Annotated in this window: 13 protein-coding genes and 1 pseudogene; 6 read left to right on the top strand and 8 right to left on the bottom strand. The window is 70.0% G+C overall.

Going from position 1 to position 17,090, the window contains the following annotated elements:
* Positions 1–43: 43 nt before the first annotated feature.
* Together AB5J56_RS02920 and AB5J56_RS02915 are read right to left on the bottom strand one after the other, a co-directional pair.
* Positions 44–259, bottom strand: coding sequence for a hypothetical protein (locus AB5J56_RS02920; protein WP_369229687.1), 216 nt, complete (start codon positions 257–259; stop codon positions 44–46).
* 475 nt (positions 260–734) lie between these two features.
* Positions 735–1,001 (bottom strand): hypothetical protein, encoded by a 267-nt coding sequence (locus AB5J56_RS02915; protein ID WP_369229685.1) that lies wholly within the window; start codon positions 999–1,001, stop codon positions 735–737.
* A gap of 29 nt (positions 1,002–1,030) precedes the next feature.
* Between AB5J56_RS02915 and AB5J56_RS02910 the strand changes: the two genes are divergently transcribed.
* Positions 1,031–2,245: an RNA-guided endonuclease InsQ/TnpB family protein gene (locus tag AB5J56_RS02910; protein WP_369229683.1), complete on the top strand. Its 1,215-nt coding sequence runs from the start codon at positions 1,031–1,033 to the stop codon at positions 2,243–2,245.
* 33 nt (positions 2,246–2,278) lie between these two features.
* Here the strand turns inward: AB5J56_RS02910 and AB5J56_RS02905 are convergent.
* Positions 2,279–3,239, bottom strand: a pseudogene (locus AB5J56_RS02905) (NADP-dependent oxidoreductase); the annotation flags it as partial.
* 222 nt (positions 3,240–3,461) lie between these two features.
* Complete coding sequence (locus AB5J56_RS02900) at positions 3,462–4,091, bottom strand: TetR/AcrR family transcriptional regulator (protein WP_369229681.1); 630 nt, start codon at positions 4,089–4,091, stop codon at positions 3,462–3,464.
* 234 nt (positions 4,092–4,325) lie between these two features.
* Here AB5J56_RS02900 and AB5J56_RS02895 point away from each other — a divergent pair, with 234 nt between their 5' ends.
* From AB5J56_RS02895 to AB5J56_RS02880, 4 genes are all read left to right on the top strand, one after another.
* A complete protein-coding gene (locus AB5J56_RS02895; RefSeq protein ID WP_369229679.1) occupies positions 4,326–7,547 on the top strand; it encodes a bifunctional cytochrome P450/NADPH--P450 reductase in 3,222 nt (1,073 codons plus the stop codon).
* Between the two features lie 134 nt (positions 7,548–7,681).
* The gene (locus tag AB5J56_RS02890; RefSeq protein WP_369229677.1) at positions 7,682–8,728 is read left to right on the top strand and encodes a zinc-binding dehydrogenase; all 1,047 of its coding nucleotides are present in this window, start codon (positions 7,682–7,684) and stop codon (positions 8,726–8,728) included.
* A 329-nt stretch (positions 8,729–9,057) separates the two neighbouring features.
* The gene (locus AB5J56_RS02885; RefSeq protein WP_369229675.1) at positions 9,058–9,681 is read left to right on the top strand and encodes a malonic semialdehyde reductase; all 624 of its coding nucleotides are present in this window, start codon (positions 9,058–9,060) and stop codon (positions 9,679–9,681) included.
* A 273-nt stretch (positions 9,682–9,954) separates the two neighbouring features.
* Positions 9,955–10,359 (top strand): hypothetical protein, encoded by a 405-nt coding sequence (locus AB5J56_RS02880; RefSeq protein ID WP_369229673.1) that lies wholly within the window; start codon positions 9,955–9,957, stop codon positions 10,357–10,359.
* Between the two features lie 396 nt (positions 10,360–10,755).
* Here the strand turns inward: AB5J56_RS02880 and AB5J56_RS02875 are convergent, their stop codons facing one another.
* The gene (locus AB5J56_RS02875) at positions 10,756–11,721 is read right to left on the bottom strand and encodes a DUF1152 domain-containing protein (RefSeq protein WP_369229671.1); all 966 of its coding nucleotides are present in this window, start codon (positions 11,719–11,721) and stop codon (positions 10,756–10,758) included.
* Between the two features lie 62 nt (positions 11,722–11,783).
* Positions 11,784–12,260 (bottom strand): DUF6194 family protein, encoded by a 477-nt coding sequence (locus AB5J56_RS02870; protein ID WP_369229669.1) that lies wholly within the window; start codon positions 12,258–12,260, stop codon positions 11,784–11,786.
* 62 nt (positions 12,261–12,322) lie between these two features.
* Here AB5J56_RS02870 and AB5J56_RS02865 point away from each other — a divergent pair, with 62 nt between their 5' ends.
* Positions 12,323–13,048 (top strand): MerR family transcriptional regulator, encoded by a 726-nt coding sequence (locus tag AB5J56_RS02865; protein WP_369229667.1) that lies wholly within the window; start codon positions 12,323–12,325, stop codon positions 13,046–13,048.
* A 98-nt stretch (positions 13,049–13,146) separates the two neighbouring features.
* On the opposite strand, the gene AB5J56_RS02860 is transcribed toward AB5J56_RS02865, so the two are convergent.
* Positions 13,147–15,948 carry a hypothetical protein gene (locus AB5J56_RS02860; RefSeq protein ID WP_369229665.1) on the bottom strand — a complete coding sequence of 934 codons (2,802 nt, stop codon included), beginning with the start codon at positions 15,946–15,948 and terminating at the stop codon, positions 13,147–13,149.
* Positions 15,945–17,057: an AAA family ATPase gene (locus AB5J56_RS02855; protein WP_369229663.1), complete on the bottom strand. Its 1,113-nt coding sequence runs from the start codon at positions 17,055–17,057 to the stop codon at positions 15,945–15,947. The genes AB5J56_RS02860 and AB5J56_RS02855 overlap by 4 nt, the downstream gene beginning before the upstream one ends.
* Positions 17,058–17,090: the final 33 nt, after the last annotated feature.

The following is a 17,090-nucleotide window of genomic DNA, read 5'->3' as shown; positions in this document are numbered from 1 at the left end:
CCAAGGCCGCCCCGGAAGGGCCGTCGAGGCCTGCCGGGCCGTGTCAGGCGAACCAGTCGGGCGTGCCGGCTCCGAGCTGCCGTTGAGGGGAGTTCGGAGCCGGAGCGGCGGGAGGCCTGGACATGAGCCCCCCGGACGAGGGGTCCGAGTTGAGGACCCAGTCGAGTTCACGCTGGAGGCGGCGGGCTTCGTTGCGTACCTGAAGCGGTATGTCGCCGCGTTCGGAGATCAGCTGGGCGTAGATCGGTGCGTCGTGCACGAGTCGCGCTTCCCCTCGGGTGGATGCCTGGCTTCAACTGTAAGGCCGCCGCGTCGCGGCACCGGTCATCCTCCCAGTTCGGCCAGAACCAGACATCGCGCGTCCAAGGGGCGGCACCGACGACGCCGCGAGCGTCAAGGACCGCCACAACTACGCTGTAGGCGGGGGAGATCCGCACAAGCACCCTGTTTGAGACCGGGCCCTTCACGACCGTGCAACGCGCACCTGGCCTTCGAAGCCGCGCAGGTGAGCAGCGGGAGGACCCCGCCCTGATGCCGGGCCTGTCGGAACTGCCAGTTCGCCTGGTGGCTGCAGGCGGAGCGCAACGCGCCGGATGCCCCACCTGAGCACGTACCTCCGAAGAAGCCCGGCGAAGGCGAACAGATGTCACTGATCTGACATCGAGGTGCGCAAGTGGCCTGGAGGCGCTCAACGGTGAGGCCGCTGCACCGGTTCCCGGTGCAGCGGCCTCACGTCACTTGCGTTTCACTTCCTCGCGGACGGCGCGGACGGCCGTGATCGCCTTCCGTGACAGCGGCGGCACCTGATCGAAGAGGTAGCCGAGGAGGGATACCACTCCTGCGATGCCGGCCAAGGCGGCCGTCACCCACTCGGCAGCTTCCATCCCTGATCTTGCGTGGGTGTCCCCGGCTTCAGCCGGGGAGGGAAACGCATCCACGGCCCGGAAGCGCGAAGCGCCGGAGTTCACTGCGTTGTCAGTGGCCTCCGCTAGGTTGATCACACATGGAACGAGGCGGGGGGGTGGGCTGGATGATCCGTGCGTACAAGTTCCTTTTGCGGCCCACCGTCCGCCAGGTGCAGGCCCTCGGCGAGATGCTGCGCGATCACTGCTCGCTCTACAACGGGGCGTTGCAGGAACGCCGCGACGCCTACCGGCACGCCTCGAAGATGAGCATCAGGTACGGGATGCAGTCGGCGCAGCTCAAGGACATCCGCGGCTTCGATCCCGAGCGGCAGGGCCGCTGGTCCTTCTCCTCGCAGCAGGCCACGCTGCGCCGTCTGGACAAGGCGTTCGCCGCGTTCTTCCGTCGGATCAAAACCGGGGACAAGCCGGGGTATCCGCGTTTTCGTGGGGTGAACTGGTTCGACACGGTGGACTTCCCCAAGGACGGCGACGGCTGCCGCTGGGACTCCACCCCGCACGACCCGGTGACCCGTGTCCGCTTCCAGGGTGTCGGGTACGTCAAGGTCCACCAGCACCGCCCGGTGGTCGGCAAGGTCAAGACCGTGTCGGTCAAGCGTGAGGGCAGGCGCTGGTACGTCATCCTCACCGCCGAGCAGCCGCAGCCCGAACCGCTGCCCGCGACCGGCAGTGTGATCGGCATCGACCTGGGCATAGCCAACTTCCTCGCCGACTCAAACGGCGAGTTCGTGCCCAACCCGCGTCACGGACGCAAGGCTGCTGCGAGGCTCGAAGCCGCGCAGCAGGCCCTCGCCCGGTTCCCGCGGGTGCGCCGCGACCAGCGCACCGCCCACCACCGCCGTGCCGTCGAGAAGGTCGCCGACCTGCACCGCAAAGTCCGGCGCCAACGGCTCGATCACGCACACAAAACCGCCCTCGGCCTGGTCCGTGCGCACGACGTCATCGCGCACGAAGACCTCAAGATCCGCACCATGGTCAAGGCCCCCAAGCCGCAGCCCGACCCCGACCAGCCGGGCGGCTTCCTGCCCAACGGGGCCGCAGCGAAGGCCGGGCTCAACCAGTCGATCTCGGATGCCGGATGGGGGGTGTTCCTGACGATCCTGCACGCCAAGGCTGAGAGCGCCGGACGGGAAGTGATCGCTGTGGACCCCCGCAACACCTCCCGGACCTGCCCCGCATGCGGGCACGTCGCAGCGGAGAACCGGCCCACCCAGGAGAAGTTCCACTGCGTCTCATGCGGCCACCAAGCGCACGCGGACACCGTGGGCGCCCTCAACGTTCTACGGGCCGGGCTGGCCCGTCGCGAAGCCCAACCGGCATAGCGAAAAGCCCCCGCGTTCACGCCGGGGAGGAGTCACGCCCGGGATCCGTACATGCGGGAAGGCGATCTCGCCGGAGCGCAGCCAGTTCCCGAAGCGCTGGGTCCACTCCTCCGGCACCTCCGGATGGTCCGCGCCGCTGTAACCGTGCAGTGAGACGCCTTGGTTGACGAGCCGAAAGGTATCGATCTCCGCGGGTGCGCTGCCACCGTCCCGACGCGGCGACAACTGCCCTGACAGTGCGCCGACCAGTGCGAAGCGGGCACCCCGGCGCGCGGCGCGCGGCGCGCACAGCCGCGGCCAGCTGGTCACCGCCCACGCTGTCCACCAGCACATCGATGCCTTCCGGCGCCGCCGAGGCCAGTTGCTCGTCGATCGACCGAGACCCCGGCACCACGACCGCGTCGTAGCCCAGTTCGGCCCGCAGTCGCTCGGCCTTCTCCGGCGAACGGGTGCTCCCGATGACCCTCCCGGCGCCCAGTAGACGCGCGGCGGGTCCCGCCAGCGTTCCCACAGCTCCCGCCGCGCCCGTGACGAACACGGTGTCGCCGGGGCGGACTTCGGCGAGCCGGGTCAGTGCACCGTAGGCGGCCGACCCGGACGACAGGTGGGCCACCGGGTCGGGCAGGGCATCGCCCACCGGAGTGCAGTCGGCCGCCGGCACCAGCGCGTGCACGCGCCACCCGAGCATGTGCGTGACCATGTCCCCCGGGCGCAGCGGACCGCCGGGCGAGGCCGCGACGACCTGACCGACCGCGGGACCGAACAGCGCCTCGCCGACGTGGATGCGGGGCAGCTGTACGCCGTCGGCCTGGCCGCCGATCAGCGTGCGCAGCCCGGGGAACACCAGGAAGTACCGGTTCCGGACGACGACTTGTCCCGGACCGGGGACGGGGACCGGCTTCTGCGCCATCGTGAAGTGCTCAAGCCCGGGCAGCCCACCGGGCAGCTCGGCCAGCAGGATCTCGCGGGACGTGGAGGGCCGGACAGTGGCCATGTCGGGGCTCCTGAGCGGGGTCGCGGGTGAGCGCGGGCTGTGACAGCCGGACCGGTCCGGCTGTCGGTGCGCAGACGCTAACCTCTGACGCGCGCGTCAAGGTCAAGGCGGCTGAGGCGGTTGCGGCCACCCGGTATGAGAGCAACTCCTCGACAGGCGCGGTCGGTTCGCCCCGCACGGCGCGGTGCCGAGTCGATGAGCGGGTGCCACCTACCGCTCGCGTCAACGGCCGTCGCCCCGACTGTCACGCTCGGCGGCAAGTCGGCTGTCCAGGCCCGTGATCAGTGTGTCCAGCGCCAGGCGGAACATGCGGTCCTCGTCCGGGCCCGCGAGGTCTGCGTCCTTGGGTCCGGCTTCATCGGCGGCAGGACCGGGGGGCTTCAGATGGGACCACTGGTGAAGTGAGCCGTTGAGTTCGGCGGTGAGGACACCGATGACGACGGCGACCATCAGAGCGGCGATCTCCGGGACCTCTGCCTGTGGCACCCCGGCAGCGCCCACGATCGCCGTGAGCGCGGTCCAGAAGGGGTCGTCGGGCTGGATGAAGTCGGGCTGGCCGAACGAGTAGGCCATGAGCCTGGGATGGCGGTGCGCCAGCGCCCGGAAATCCGTGGCGAGCAGGCGCACGCGCTCCTGCCAGGGAGCGTCCTCGAGTGTCACGGTGCGGAACTCGGCGCCGACCATTCTCGCCACGCCGTGCAGCACGGCTTCTTTGTTGGGCACGTGGTGGTACAGCGACATCGGGTTCGCGTCGAGCGCGGTGGCGAGTTTGCGCATGGTAAGCGCCTCGACCCCGTCCGCGTCGATGAGCCGCAGGGCGGCGGCGTGGATCCCGGCCTCGGTCAGAGGCACGTCTCTCTTCCTTGTTCCCCGCGAGGGGCGCTTCACCTTTTCCATACCTCGTATGGTACCAGTTCCGTACATTGTATGGAACTGTCCTCGATCGTGACAGTCGCCTGCGCCGCACCGGTCGTTCGACTTTCCATACGCTGTATGGTACCAATTCCATACGGCGTATGTTTCTGTGGTGCAGCGCGGCATCGACCGGCGCCCTTGCCCATCCCCCTCCACACAAAGGAGCGAGCCATGACCACGTACTCCGCGAACGACCTTCGCCCCATTCGGTCCCCGCGCGGGATCCCCTTCCTCGGCCACACACCGCAGATCCCCAGCACCAACCCGGTGGAGTACTTCGGCGAGCTGTCCAAGCAGTTCCCCGAGGGGCTCTACGGCATGGACATCGCCGGCGTCGAGCAGGTCTTCGTCTACGACCCGGACCTGGTGGCCGAGGTCTGCGACGAGACGCGGTTCCACAAGCAGATCGAGAAGACGCCGCTGACCCATGTCCGGGACTTCACGGGCGCGGGCCTGTTCACGGCCCACCAGCACGAGGAGGAATGGGCGATGGCGCACCGCATCCTCCTGCCGGCCTTCAGCCAGCGGGCCATGAAGGCCTACTACGGACAGATGCTGGAGATCGCCCAGAACCTGGTGGGCAAGTGGGAGAGCCGGGAGGGCCGGCCGGTCAACATCACCGACGACTACACCCGGCTGACCCTCGACACCATCGCCCTGTCGGGCTTCGGCTACCGGTTCGACTCCTTCGCCGAGGAGGATCTGCACCCCTTCCTCAAGGGGTTGCTGCAGGCGCTGGTGGAGTCGCTGCGGCGCTCGCAGGAGCTGCCGATGATGACCAGGATGCGCAAGGCCGACGACAAGAAGTACCGCGAGAACATCCAGCTGATGCGGGACCTGGTCGAGAGCGTGATCAAGGAGCGCCGTGAGGGGAAGGGCACCGGTGAGGACGACCTGCTGGGTCTGATGCTGGAGGCCACCGACCCGGAGACAGGCAAGCGGCTGGACGACGACAACGTCCGCGACCAGGTCGTGACGTTCCTGATCGCCGGTCACGAGACCACCAGCGGCCTGCTGTCGTTCGCCACGTACTCACTGATGCGCAACCCGCATGTGCTGGCCCAGGCCTACGCCGAGGTGGACCGGCTGCTGCCGGGCGACACGGTCCCGGACTACGACACGGTCATGCAGATGGACGTGATCCCGCGCATCCTGGAGGAGACCCTGCGCCTGTGGGCTCCCATCCCGATGATCGGCAAGTCCCCGCTGGAGGACACCGTCATCGGCGGCCGCTACCGGCTGAAGAAGGGAACGCAGGTCAACCTCCTCGAGGGCCCGCTGCACACCCACCCCAAGGCGTGGGAGCGGCCGGAGGAGTTCGACATCGACCGGTGGCTGCCGGAGAACCGGGTCCACCACCACCCGCACGCCTACAAGCCGTTCGGCAACGGTGTACGCGCCTGCATCGGCCGGCAGTTCGCGCTCACCGAGGCCCGGCTGGCCCTCGCGCTGGTGCTGCAGAAGTTCAAGTTCTCCGACGTGACCGACTACAAGATGGACGTGCGGGAGGCGCTGACGCGCAAGCCCGGCGACTTCAAGCTGGTTGTGCGGTCCCGTCAGGAGCACCAGCGCACCGTCTTCGGCGCCGCCGACTCGCAGAGCGACAACACGCAGGCGCAGGCCACGGTCAGTGGTGTCGGGGTGAACCTCACCGTCGCCTACGGCTCCAGCCTGGGCTCATGCGAGGACCTGGCGCGCACCGTCGCCGACCGCAGCGAGCGCTCCGGGTTCGGCACCACGCTCGTGAGCCTGGACGACCTGGGCGACAACCTGCCCACGGAGGGCCTGCTCGTCGTCGTCGCCGCCAGCTACAACGGCAAGGCCCCCGACAACGCCCAGCGCTTCGACGACCTGCTCGCCGCAGGACTGCCCAAGGGGTCGCTGTCCAACGTGCGGTTCGCGCTGCTGGGCGCCGGCAACACCCAGTGGGTGGCGACCTACCAGGCCTTCCCCAAGCGGATCGAGGAAGGCCTGCTGGCCGCCGGCGCCACCCCCGTCATCGAGCGCGGCATCGCCGACGCGGCCGGTGACTTCGACGGCATGGCCACCCGCTGGACGGACACCCTGTGGTCCACCCTCGCCGAGGAGTACGCGGCCGACACCTCCGGTGCGAGCGGCCCGCGCTACCAGGTCCAGCTGCTGACCGAGGCCGACGTACGCCCGGCGATCGTGTCCGAGCAGGCCTACCCGCTGACCGTGGTGGCCAACGAGGAACTCGTGGCCGACGCGACCGGGCTGTGGGACTTCGACATCGAGCCGCCGCGCCCGTCCGCGAAGTCCCTCACCATCGAACTGCCGGAGGGCGTCACCTACGACACCGGCAACCACCTGGCCGTCTTCGCCAAGAACGAGCCCGCCCTGGTCGACCGCACCCTGGCCCGGCTCGGCGTCGACCGCGACCAGGTGCTCCGCCTCGACCAGCCCTCCGGCGGCCGTACGCACCTTCCGGTGGCCACGCCCGTCACCGCCGGCCTGCTGCTCACCGAGTTCCTGGAACTGCAGGACATCGCCACCCGCTCCCAGATCCAGACCCTGGCCGAACACACCCAGTGCCCCTGGACCCGGCCGCAGTTGCAGGCCTACACGGCCGACACCGCCGAAGCCGAGGAGCGGTACCAGCAGGAGATCCTGGGCAAGCGGATCTCGGTGCTGGGCCTCCTGGAGCGCTTCCCCGCGATCGAGCTGCCGCTGGCGGTCTTCCTGGAGATGACGGGGCCGATCCGTCCCCGCTTCTACTCCATCTCCTCGGCCCCGTCGGCCAATCCGCGCCATGTGCGCCTGACCGTGGGCCTGCTGGAAGGGCCGGCGCTGTCCGGCGACGGCCAGTACCGCGGCACCTGCTCCTCCTATATGGCAGGCCTTGCGCCCGGCGATGTCGTATACGGCTACGTCCGGGTGCCCTCCCCGACCTTCGCCCCGCCGGCCGACCCCGCCACTCCGCTGATCCTCATCGGCCCCGGCACCGGCATCGCACCGCTGCGCGGCTTCCTGGAGGAGCGCGCCGCGCAGCACGCGGACGGCACGCGGGTGGGCCTGTCGCAGGTCTTCGTCGGCTGCCGGCACCCGGAGCACGACTACTTCTACCGGGACGAGATGGAGATGTGGGAGCTGTCCGGCATCGCCCAGGTGCACACCGCCTTCTCCGCAGTGACCGGCCACCCGGCCCGCTTCGTGCAGAACGCCCTCGCAGGCGCCGCCGACACGGTGTGGCAGGCCATCGAGGACGGCGCGTACATCTACGTCTGCGGTGACGGCCGACGCATGGCACCCGCCGTACGCGAGGCCCTCGCCGCCGTCTACCGCGAGCACACCGGCGGCGACGACGAGACGGCCCAGCAGTGGCTTGCCCAGCTGGAGGCGGACGAGCGCTACCAGCAGGACGTCTTCGCCTGACCCCCGCACCCCGGGAGGCGTGCGGCACGCCCCTCCTCGGCCGTACGCCTCCCGGCCCCCACGCCACCCGTGCAGCCCCAGGCACCCACCGGCCCGAACCGCCGGACGGCGCCGCTCACAGAAAGCAGATCACCATGGACACCATGCTCGCCGGACGCTTCCACCTGGACAGCAAGAAGTTCGTCGTGGAGGACGTCCCCGTCCCCGTGCCCGGCCCGGGCGAAATCCTCATCGAGGTCAAGGCCGCCGGCGTCTGCCTCTCCGACGTCCACCTCCTTGACGGCTCCCTCGTCCCGCTGTTCGCCACCTCCGACATCATCACCGTCGGCCACGAGGTCTCCGGCGAGATCCACACCCTCGGCCCCGGCCTCAAGCGCGGCCTGACCGTCGGCACCCGCGTCACCCTGGAGGCCGGCAAGAGCTGCGGCCAGTGCGCCGGCTGCACGCGCCGCCGCCCCTGCACCCAGATGCGCACCGCCGGCATCGACTACGACGGCGGATGGGCCCAGTTCACCCTCGCCCGCGAGGACACCCTCATCCCCATCCCCGACCACCTTCCCTTCGACCAGGCCGCGATCATCCCGGACGCGGTCTCCACCCCCTACGCCGCCGTCGTCACCACCGCAGGTGTCCGTCCCGCCCAGTCCGTGGGCGTCTGGGGCGTGGGCGGTGTCGGCGCGCACAACGTCCGCGTCGCCCGCCTGGCCGGTGCCGCGCCGATCATCGCCGTCGACCCGCTGCCCAGTGCCCGGCAGCGCGCCCTCGCCTTCGGCGCGGACTACGCTCTGGACCCGGCCGCCGACGACTTCGCCGACCAGATCCGCGCGGCCACCGGCGGACGGGGCCTGGACTTCGCCTTCGACTGCGCCGGAGTGCCCGCCGTCCGCGAGCAGGCTGCCTCCGTACTCGGCCTGAACGGTTCCCTGATCCTGGTCGGCATCACACCCCAGCCGCTCACCGTCACCGAGGGCCTGACCTTCAACTACCTGTCCAAGCAGGTCCGCGGGCACTACGGAGGCACCCCCGAGTCCGTCGCCGAGCTGGTGCGGCTGACCGCGGCCGGCCGCCTCGACCTGGCCCCCTCCATCACCGACCACATCCCGCTCGCCGACGCCGCCGACGCCGTCCGGCGCCTGGAGAACAAGATCGGCGACCCGATCCGCCTCATCCTCGTCCCCTGACCCCAGTCCAGCGGGACGTCAAAGCCACCTCGGGCAGGGGTGGAGGGGTGCCGGTGCTTGAGGGAGCACCGGCACCCACGGCCTTGCGGCATCCGCCGTCCGGGCACGCGCCTGCACCGCAACACGATGGTTCGCCCGCCTGGGCGCGGAGCGGAACAAGCGGTCAGCGCCCCACACATGAGTCGGCCGGGGACCACAGGCCCACATGACAACCCCGGGTCCCTGTGCCCCGCCCGGCTCCGCACACCCCGTCCCCACCGCGTGGTGCCGGGGCGGTCACCCCCGCCCCGGCACCACACCCTCCGCACCACCGACGTGAGAGAGACACCATGAGCATGACCGACCGCGAACCGCAGGCCCTCGAAGTCCTCGACGACGCCGGGCGAAAGGCGCTGTTCACCGAGGCCCGCACCGCGAACACCTTCGCCGAGGCGGCCGTGGCCGACGACGAACTCGCCATGATCTGGGAACTCGCCCGCTGGTCGCCGAGCGCCGCCAACGGCCAGCCGCTGCGCGTGCTCTTCGTACGCACCCGCGAGGGCAAGGAGCGACTCGTCCGGCATCTCGACGAGGGCAACAGGGCCAAGACGCTCAGTGCTCCGGCCGTGGCGATCCTGGCGTACGACGTCGACTTCCACGAGCAGATGCCGACCGTCTTCCCGGCCCGTGGCCACATGCTGCGAGCGGCGTTCGCCGACCAGCTCGACGCGCGCGTAAGCCTTGCCGCCTACAACTCGGCACTGCAGACCGGGGTCTTCCTGCTCGCGGTCCGCGCGGCGGGACTCGCGGCCGGTCCCATGGCGGGCTTCGACAAGGCCGGCGTGGACGGGGAGTTCTTCGCCGCCACCAGCTGGCGCTCGCAGCTGGTGGTCAACATCGGTCACCCCGGCGCCGACCCGTGGTTCCCGCGGCTGCCCCGCGTGCCCGTGGAGGATGCCGTCGCCTACGTGTGAGGGGGCAAGCCCGGTGGGCAGTGAGCCGATCACCGCGAAGTGATTGACGGGGTACCGTTCCGGGCCCGCACCGGCGTGCCGTGGGCCGAACCTGCCCCAGCGGTACGACCCCCGGCGGACCGTCTACGAGCGGCATCGCCGGAATCCGTGGCTCCGCGACCAGGTGTTATCGCGCATATGGACGTTGCTGTGACCGGATGACACGATGCGCTCCTGTACGGGCCTGATCATGGCCCGGATCAACGGGGGACCACCTTGAAGAAGAAGCGGACCATGTTCACGCTCGCCACCGCCGCGCTGCTCGTCGGAGCGACGGCCACCTCGGCGAACGCGGTCGTCCAGCAAGTCGGCAACTACGCCGTGCAGATCACCAACGGCGTCAGCCTGTCGTACTGCCACGCCTACACCGAGAACAAGACCAACGACACGAACTCCGACATCAAGGGCAAGTTCGACGCGGCCAACGGCTCCACCTGCACGGCATGGCTGGAGCGCAAGCGCTACAACCCCGACGGCAGTGTCCAGCAGGACTGGACGAGGGTGTCGGACGTCTACTCCGTCCAGAGCTGGACGGCGGCGGAGACCGGCTGGCACTGGAACGGCACGAACGCCGGCTCACGCGTCTGCATCATCCGCGTCGACACCGGCGAGCGGGGCTGCTCCAAGGGCGTCTGGTAGGGCGGCACCGTCAACTGGCACACGGCTTGATACCGGCCGTGCGCCCGTCCCGATGAAGGTGCCGATACGGCGGGGCTGCGCGGCGCCGGGTCCGGGGACGTCGACCACCTCGGAACCGGCGTCGCGCAGGACGTCCTCCCCGGCCTGCCTGTCGGGACCGGATCGGGCCATCTCCCATGTTCCGTCGCAGCCCAGCAGATCGGCTTCGTGACAGCACTCGGCATCCTGCTCTCCGCGTTCGTCCTGTCGATCGCCTTGGTGCCCGCACTGACCGTAGTCCTTGGCCGCGGCACCTGGTGGCCCCTGCGCCCGGGCCGCTCCGCCCACCGGCACGGCACGGACGCACCGGCGATCGAGCCCGACCGGATGACGGTCGGCTCAATCGTCGGCGGGCGCTCAGTGCGGAAAGGCGCGAGGCTGCCGCTGGCGTGGCAGCTCGTCACGGAACTCCTCGATGACGGAGCTGATCTGACGGGTGAGGTAGGTCTGCTCCAGCCGGTCAAGATAGAGGTTGCGCTGGGCCAGACCGACGGCGTCCACGCAGAAGTACAACGACATCAGCGGGTTGATGAACAGTTCACTGCGCTTGGTGCGCGCGGTGAACCGGACGTCACCGAAGTCACCGCCCACGGCGGCGGCTATGGAACCGTTGACGATGCTCGGGTACTCCGGCGTGGACGCCTGCGCATGCGCGACGGCTTCGAGATAGAGGGCGCCTTCGCGACTGTCGCGGGGGAGGGAGAACGCGCCGAGATAGGCGCCGTCCCGCTCCAGCGCCGCCAGGTTCTCCAGCACCAGCGCGTGGTTGACCCCGTGGTAGGCGTCCACGCCGAAGCCGATACACGCCACGAGCCGGTGCGGGACGTCGTCCAGCCCGTTGACCGCGGCAAGACTGGCCATGTCCTCCTCGGGAGTGCCGAGACCGTGCTCGTCGCCCCGCATGAGAATGTCGGTGCCGCCGTCCACCAACACCACGGCGTCGACACCGCCGAGGTGGTCCAACAGCGCCCGGTACGCGGCACGCAGCGGCTGCACACCGGTGCGGTTGAGGGCGTACACGGTCGAGGGCAGACCCTGGAGTTCGAGCCACTGCGCCAGGCTGCGCTCGGGGAAATAGTCACCTCGCACTGCGATGTCGGGGCGGACCGCGGCCACGTCCTGATCCAGCCATACGTCGAGATCCAGGCCGCCCAGATCGGCGAACGAGAGGTTGGCCAGGTGGACGTCCTTGCCCTCGGCGCGCAGCGCCAGCGCCAACGGAAGCCCGGCATAGATGTCGAAGCCGCCGCCGGCACCGGCGATCAGGACGCGCTGTGCGTCGCGCAGGCGGGTGAACAGGGCGGGTTCGCGGAGGGAGTACACCGGGGGACCGTAACAGGCCACCTCCCGCACAGGCGTGCGGAATTCCGTGCCGCGGTCGCGCCTCAGTGGGATCGTGATGCGTCGCGGCGCTTGTGACGCGTGCGGGCCAGGTCATGGGCCGTACGGAGCAGGCCGCGGATCGCCTCCTCGGTCCGCGTGCCCGGGTTCACCACGGCCAGCCACCCGAGGCTCCCGTACACGGGATGCGCCATCACGGTGTCGGGCGTGCTCGGGTCGACGCCGCTCACCGTGCCTTCGCGGGCATCGTGGCCCGTCCATCGGACGAAGGCTTCCTTGCCTGCGTTGACATTCAGGCGGAAGGCGCCGGGCCGGGACAACCGGGAGGCACTGTCGTCGGGGTAGTCCTTGGTCACGATGGTCGCGAAGGGCTGCGCGGTGCTCGGGACCGTGCCGTCCGGTGCGAGGTAGAAGAACACGTCGCCCCAGGCGATCTCGGGTGAACCGTCGCCGGGCGCGGGCCTGAGAGTGAGTACTCCCTCACGGACCTTGAGGAACTCGATGATCTCGTCGATGCTCATGTGTTCCAGCGTTCCATTGAAGTGCTTGTGGAGACTCTGGTCCGAAGAGGCGAGGTAATCCATTGGAAAGTCTCCACTCGGTCCGGCTCAGGACCGTCGATGTCGCGCGGCGGGCCGGGTGCTCCGTGCAGCAGGTGCGCAACCTCGAGCGCGACGGCGTACTGCCGCCGGCGGCGCGCACCGCCACCGGCTACCGCACCTACGACGAGTCCCACGTGCGCTCCGCGCAGGCCTATCGCGCGCTGGCGGCCGGCACCGGCCCGGTCGACGGCAAGAACATCGTCCGAGCGGCGCACGCGCACCCGGCCGCGGGCCTGTTCGCGCTTCTCGACGCCGCACATGCCCGACTCGACAAGGAACGACGAGACCTCGAACTGGCCAGGGAGGCGGTGCAGGCGATCGCCCTGGAGCCGATCGACGACGCCCGGCCGTCCGATGCCATGACCATCTCCGAACTGGCGGACGCGCTCGGTGTCCGCCCCTCGACCTTGCGGCACTGGGAGGCCGAGGGGCTGGTGACACCCGGCCGAGGCCCAGTCCGCGGAGCACGCAGATACGCGCCCGGCGAGGTGCGGGACGCGCGGATCGTCCATCAACTCCGCCTGGCCGGATACCGGATCGCGGCGCTTCAGGCCCTGATGCCGCAACTGCGCGGCGCACGCCGCTGGGACGACGTGACGTCCGGCCTGGCTGCCCGCGACGCGAGTATCGAAGCGCGCTCGATGGCTCTCCTGGAGGGTGCTGCCGTGCTCTGCGCGCTGATCTCTGCGCGGGCTGCGTCGTCGTAGCTGCGCGGGAAGAGGCCGGGCCTGCCAGGCCCGGCCCCCGTTGCGGCGCCCCCGAACCGGTGGACGCCCCCATGCAGGATGAGCTGCGGGCGCCGGAGTCAGGCCCCGGCCAACAGCACCCCCAGCGCCTCCGCCGTGTCCGGGTGCCGACCGACAAGCGCCACGCCCGACGGGTTGGGATCAGCCGTCTCCCACGTTCCGTCGCAGCCCAGCAGCTCCGCCACCGCGTCGCAGGTCGCGGGATGGGCGGCGAGCAGCACGCCGGCACGCCCGGCACCGGCGTCGCGGGTCGGCGGTACGGCTCCCGTGTCCGCCCGGTCGTGCCACGGCGGCACCCAGGTGTCCAGCGCCGCGAGCCGGCCGGGGAAGATCCGCCCGGCCTCGCGGATCAGGAGGGGGGCCAGCTCGGCGCCGCCGGAGCGCAGGGTGGTGATGAGGGTGGGCAGCCACGGCAGCAGCACCGGATCCGGCAGCCGGGCGAACGCGTTGGACACCGCTTCCACGACGAAGTCGGCCAGCTGCGGCACCGGTTCCAGCGCGTGCAGGAATCCGCTGAGGTAGCGCGGATAGGCGGGCACCACCAAGGGGTTGCCCAGCAGTTCGTCGCAGCGCGATCCGAGGTCCGCGCGCGAGAGCTGCCCGAGGTGCACCTGAGCCGCCCACAGCAGCGCCACCTTGGAGGGTTCCTCCGGATGCGACTGCGCGAACGCCAGCTCCAGCTGGGTCCGGTCGCAGCCGAGCGACAGCGCCAACGGCTCCATGCTGAACAGGAAGCCGAGCATCGCGGCGACCTGCCTGACGGTCGCGTCCTCGTCGGTGAACGCCGTCGGCAGCAGGGTGCAGTAGTGCGCGTAACCGGTCTTGACGAAGGACTCGATCCACGTCGGCAGCACCGGCTCGCTGGTCCGGTAGTACGCCAACAGCCGGCGCGCTCGGCGCAGGACCTCCGGCGCACCGTCGACACTGCGCTCGTTCGACAGCACTTCCAGGGCGCGCGTGCCCAGTTCGTCGGCGAGGCGGCGGCTGCGCAGATACAGCGTTGCGTCCTCGACGGCCTGAAGGACGGTTGCCGCGGTCGCCTGCGGAGCGTACGCCGCCCGCCGCAGCCGCTGCTCCAGGACCTGCTCGATGCTGACGCCCTCGTAGCCCAGCTCGATGAGTGCCCGCTGATGGGTGCCCAGCGCGAGATCCCACGATTCCTGGATGGGTCGCTCGCCGAGCCGCCGCTCACCCATGATCGGCCGCGCGGCGCCCTGCGGCATCAGATGACGCAGCATCCACAGGACGTCGGAGCACCGCTCCAGTTCCGGCTGGGTGGCCATGTCGAGCAACGCCCGCTGCACACCACGCTGTTGGAGCTTCAGGTTCAGCGGCGCGAGGCGGTCGTGCACATCGCGCGCCAGCGGCGGCAGCGCGTCGTAGCCGACCTGGCCGATCCGGTCGCCGCCCATCATGATCTCCACGAGACGGCGCACATCGCGCCGGCCCGGCACGGAGTCCTTCTCGATGCAGGTGATCGCCGCGTCCTGGAAGTCGTACGGCGTCGGCCTGGCCCGGTCGCGCATTCCGGCCAGCAGGATCGACGTCTCGAACACGGCGATGGCGTCGGCGGTGGAGGCGAGGTACCCGGCGCGGCGCGCGGCGCGCACGATCTCCACGGACCAGCCGAGCAGTTCGGCCTCGTCGAGCCGGTCGAGGACGGGAGGGTGTTGCAGGAATCCGGTGAGTTTGTCCGAGGGGGAGTCCGTCGCCACCAGGGCGGCTGGCGCTGCCGCCTTCCTCGGTTTGGTCGCCTTCTTCGCGCCCGCCTGTCCCGCGAGCCGGAACGGCTGCACGCGCGTGCGCCTGACGTTCTTCGCCCACTGGGTCGCGGCGATCGACACCGAGCCCGCGGCGAGGCCGAACTGCGCCTCGATCGCCGCGTGGCTGGACGGGATCAGGCCGTGCAGCCACTTGCTCGCACTGGGCGCACTGATCTCGAAGGTGTCGGTGCCGTGGACGCCGAACTCCTCGACCCGGCTGGCCGCGTGGAACGCGCCGCAGACATACAGGCAGTCCGCGGGATCGGTACCGGACGCGGTGAGGTGTTCGCGCATCCTGGTCCACATGTACCGCTCGCGGTCCTCGTCCACGCGCACCCGGTGTGGATCGCCGGGTGCCAGGCGCCGGAAGAGGCTGCCGATCAGGAGCATGACCTGCCGGTAGGTGTCGTGATCGCTGTCGCCGAGCGGCAGTTCGACGTACTGGTGCCACCACTCCGACCAGTGACGCACCCGGCCGTGGTGCAGCAGGTGCTCCTCCAGCTCGGCGAAGCGCGGCCGCAGGTCGCCGATCTCCACACCGACGGCGTCCCCGTGCAGCGCGGCCTCCTCCTCGGCCGGCGGCGCGTCCGGATCGGCAGGTGCTGTCTCGCGCGCGTCCCACTGGAACACATGGTCCGAGGAGCGGTCCACGAGGATCAGCTCGACGCCCGGCGTGTCCAGCGCGTACGCGATCGCCTGGTACTCGGCCGACGCCTCGGTGATCGGCGCCACCACCGACAACGGCGCCCATTCGGCCGGGAAGCCCTCGACCTCGCTCGCGAACGCCTGCACCGCGACCGGGAGGCGGCAGTTGCGCAGCTCGGACAGGAGCGGCGCCATGTCCTCGCACAGCTCCAGATAGACGACCTTGGGCTGCTTCTCCCGCAGCCGCCGTGCCATCGCGATCGCCGAGGCAGGGGAGTGGTGGCAGACGGGGAAGATCTCCAGCGGTTCACGTACTGCGCGGTCGACGTCGTCGACGAGGCCGAGAAGAATGCCCTCCAGCGCGTCGGGCCCGTCGGCGAACGCCGTGGCGGCCTCCTGCAACTGCGTGCGCAGCGCTGCGAAGGACGACTCCTCGTGCACGACCGGGCTCACGAGAGGGTCGCGATCGCGTCGCGACCGCCCTCCAGGAACTCCGGCCAGGACCCGCCCTCTTCGTTGCTGCGCGGCTCGACGACGCCGTGCAGGTACTTGTTGAGGATGGCCAGGTCCTCCGGCTCGCGCCGCGCCAGCGATCCGACGAGCGAGGAGGCGAGGGTGTGGGCGGTCAGAGCGCGCTCGCCGAAGAAGTTGCTGTGCAGGATCGCGTCCTCGAGCACACCGATCTGCTCGGCGGTGGACAGCGCGGACTCCAGCTTCTCGTCGTCGCTGCCTGCGGCGGCGGCAGAGGCGCGCAGGTCGGCGAAGCTCTGCAGCAGCACGTCGAGCAGCGTCGGTGGCACGTCCAGCTCGATCTGGTGGCGGCGCAGCAGTTCCTCGGTGCGGAAGCGGACGATCTCGGCCTCGCTCTTCTTGTTCGTCACCACCGGGATGCGGACGAAGTTGAAGCGGCGCTTGAGCGCGGAGGACAGGTCGTTGACGCCCCGGTCGCGGCTGTTGGCGGTGGCGATGACCGAGAAGCCGGGCTGGGCGAAGACGATGTTGTCGCTGTCCAGCTCCGGGACGGAGATGTACTTCTCCGACAGGATCGAGATCAGCGCGTCCTGAACATCGCTGGTGGAGCGGGTGAGTTCTTCGAAGCGGCCGATCGCGCCGGTCTCCATCGCGGTCATGATCGGGGAGGGGATCATCGACTCCCGCGACTGGCCCTTGGCGATCACCATGGACACGTTCCAGGAGTACTTGATGTGGTCCTCGGTGGTGCCGGCCGTGCCCTGCACCACCAGCGTGGAGTTGCGGGAGATCGCGGCGGACAGCAGCTCGGCCAGCCAGCTCTTGCCGGTTCCCGGGTCACCGATCAGCAGCAGGCCACGGTCGGAAGCGAGCGTGACGATGGAGCGTTCGACGAAGCTGCGGTCGCCGAACCACTTCTGCGAGATCTCCCGGTCGAGACCGTCGGAGCGCTCGGACCCGAGGATGAACAGGCGGACCATCTTCGGCGACAGACGCCACGAGAACGGCTTGGGACCGTCGTCGACGGACTCCAGCCAGTCCAGCTCCTCGGCGTACTTGATCTCTGCGGGGGCGCGCAACAGCTCGGACATGTCAGGGCCTTTCTGAGCAGCATCTGAAAAGGA

It is taken from the genome of Streptomyces sp. R21 (genome assembly GCF_041051975.1).
In the GTDB taxonomy this organism is placed as follows: Bacteria; Actinomycetota; Actinomycetes; order Streptomycetales; family Streptomycetaceae; genus Streptomyces.
The sequence above is the reverse complement of the archived record's forward strand: the minus strand, read 5'-3'. Positions and strand labels throughout refer to the sequence as shown.

Excerpts from the sequence above, each read along its gene's own strand:
- AB5J56_RS02910 (WP_369229683.1), top strand. The coding sequence starts at position 1,031 with ATGATCCGTGCGTACAAGTTCCTTTTGCGGCCCACCGTCCGCCAGGTG.
- AB5J56_RS02895 (WP_369229679.1), top strand. The coding sequence starts at position 4,326 with ATGACCACGTACTCCGCGAACGACCTTCGCCCCATTCGGTCCCCGCGC.
- AB5J56_RS02890 (WP_369229677.1), top strand. The coding sequence starts at position 7,682 with ATGGACACCATGCTCGCCGGACGCTTCCACCTGGACAGCAAGAAGTTC.
- AB5J56_RS02885 (WP_369229675.1), top strand. The coding sequence starts at position 9,058 with ATGAGCATGACCGACCGCGAACCGCAGGCCCTCGAAGTCCTCGACGAC.
- AB5J56_RS02880 (WP_369229673.1), top strand. The coding sequence starts at position 9,955 with ATGTTCACGCTCGCCACCGCCGCGCTGCTCGTCGGAGCGACGGCCACC.
- AB5J56_RS02870 (WP_369229669.1), bottom strand. The coding sequence starts at position 12,260 with ATGAGCATCGACGAGATCATCGAGTTCCTCAAGGTCCGTGAGGGAGTA.
- AB5J56_RS02855 (WP_369229663.1), bottom strand. The coding sequence starts at position 17,057 with ATGTCCGAGCTGTTGCGCGCCCCCGCAGAGATCAAGTACGCCGAGGAG.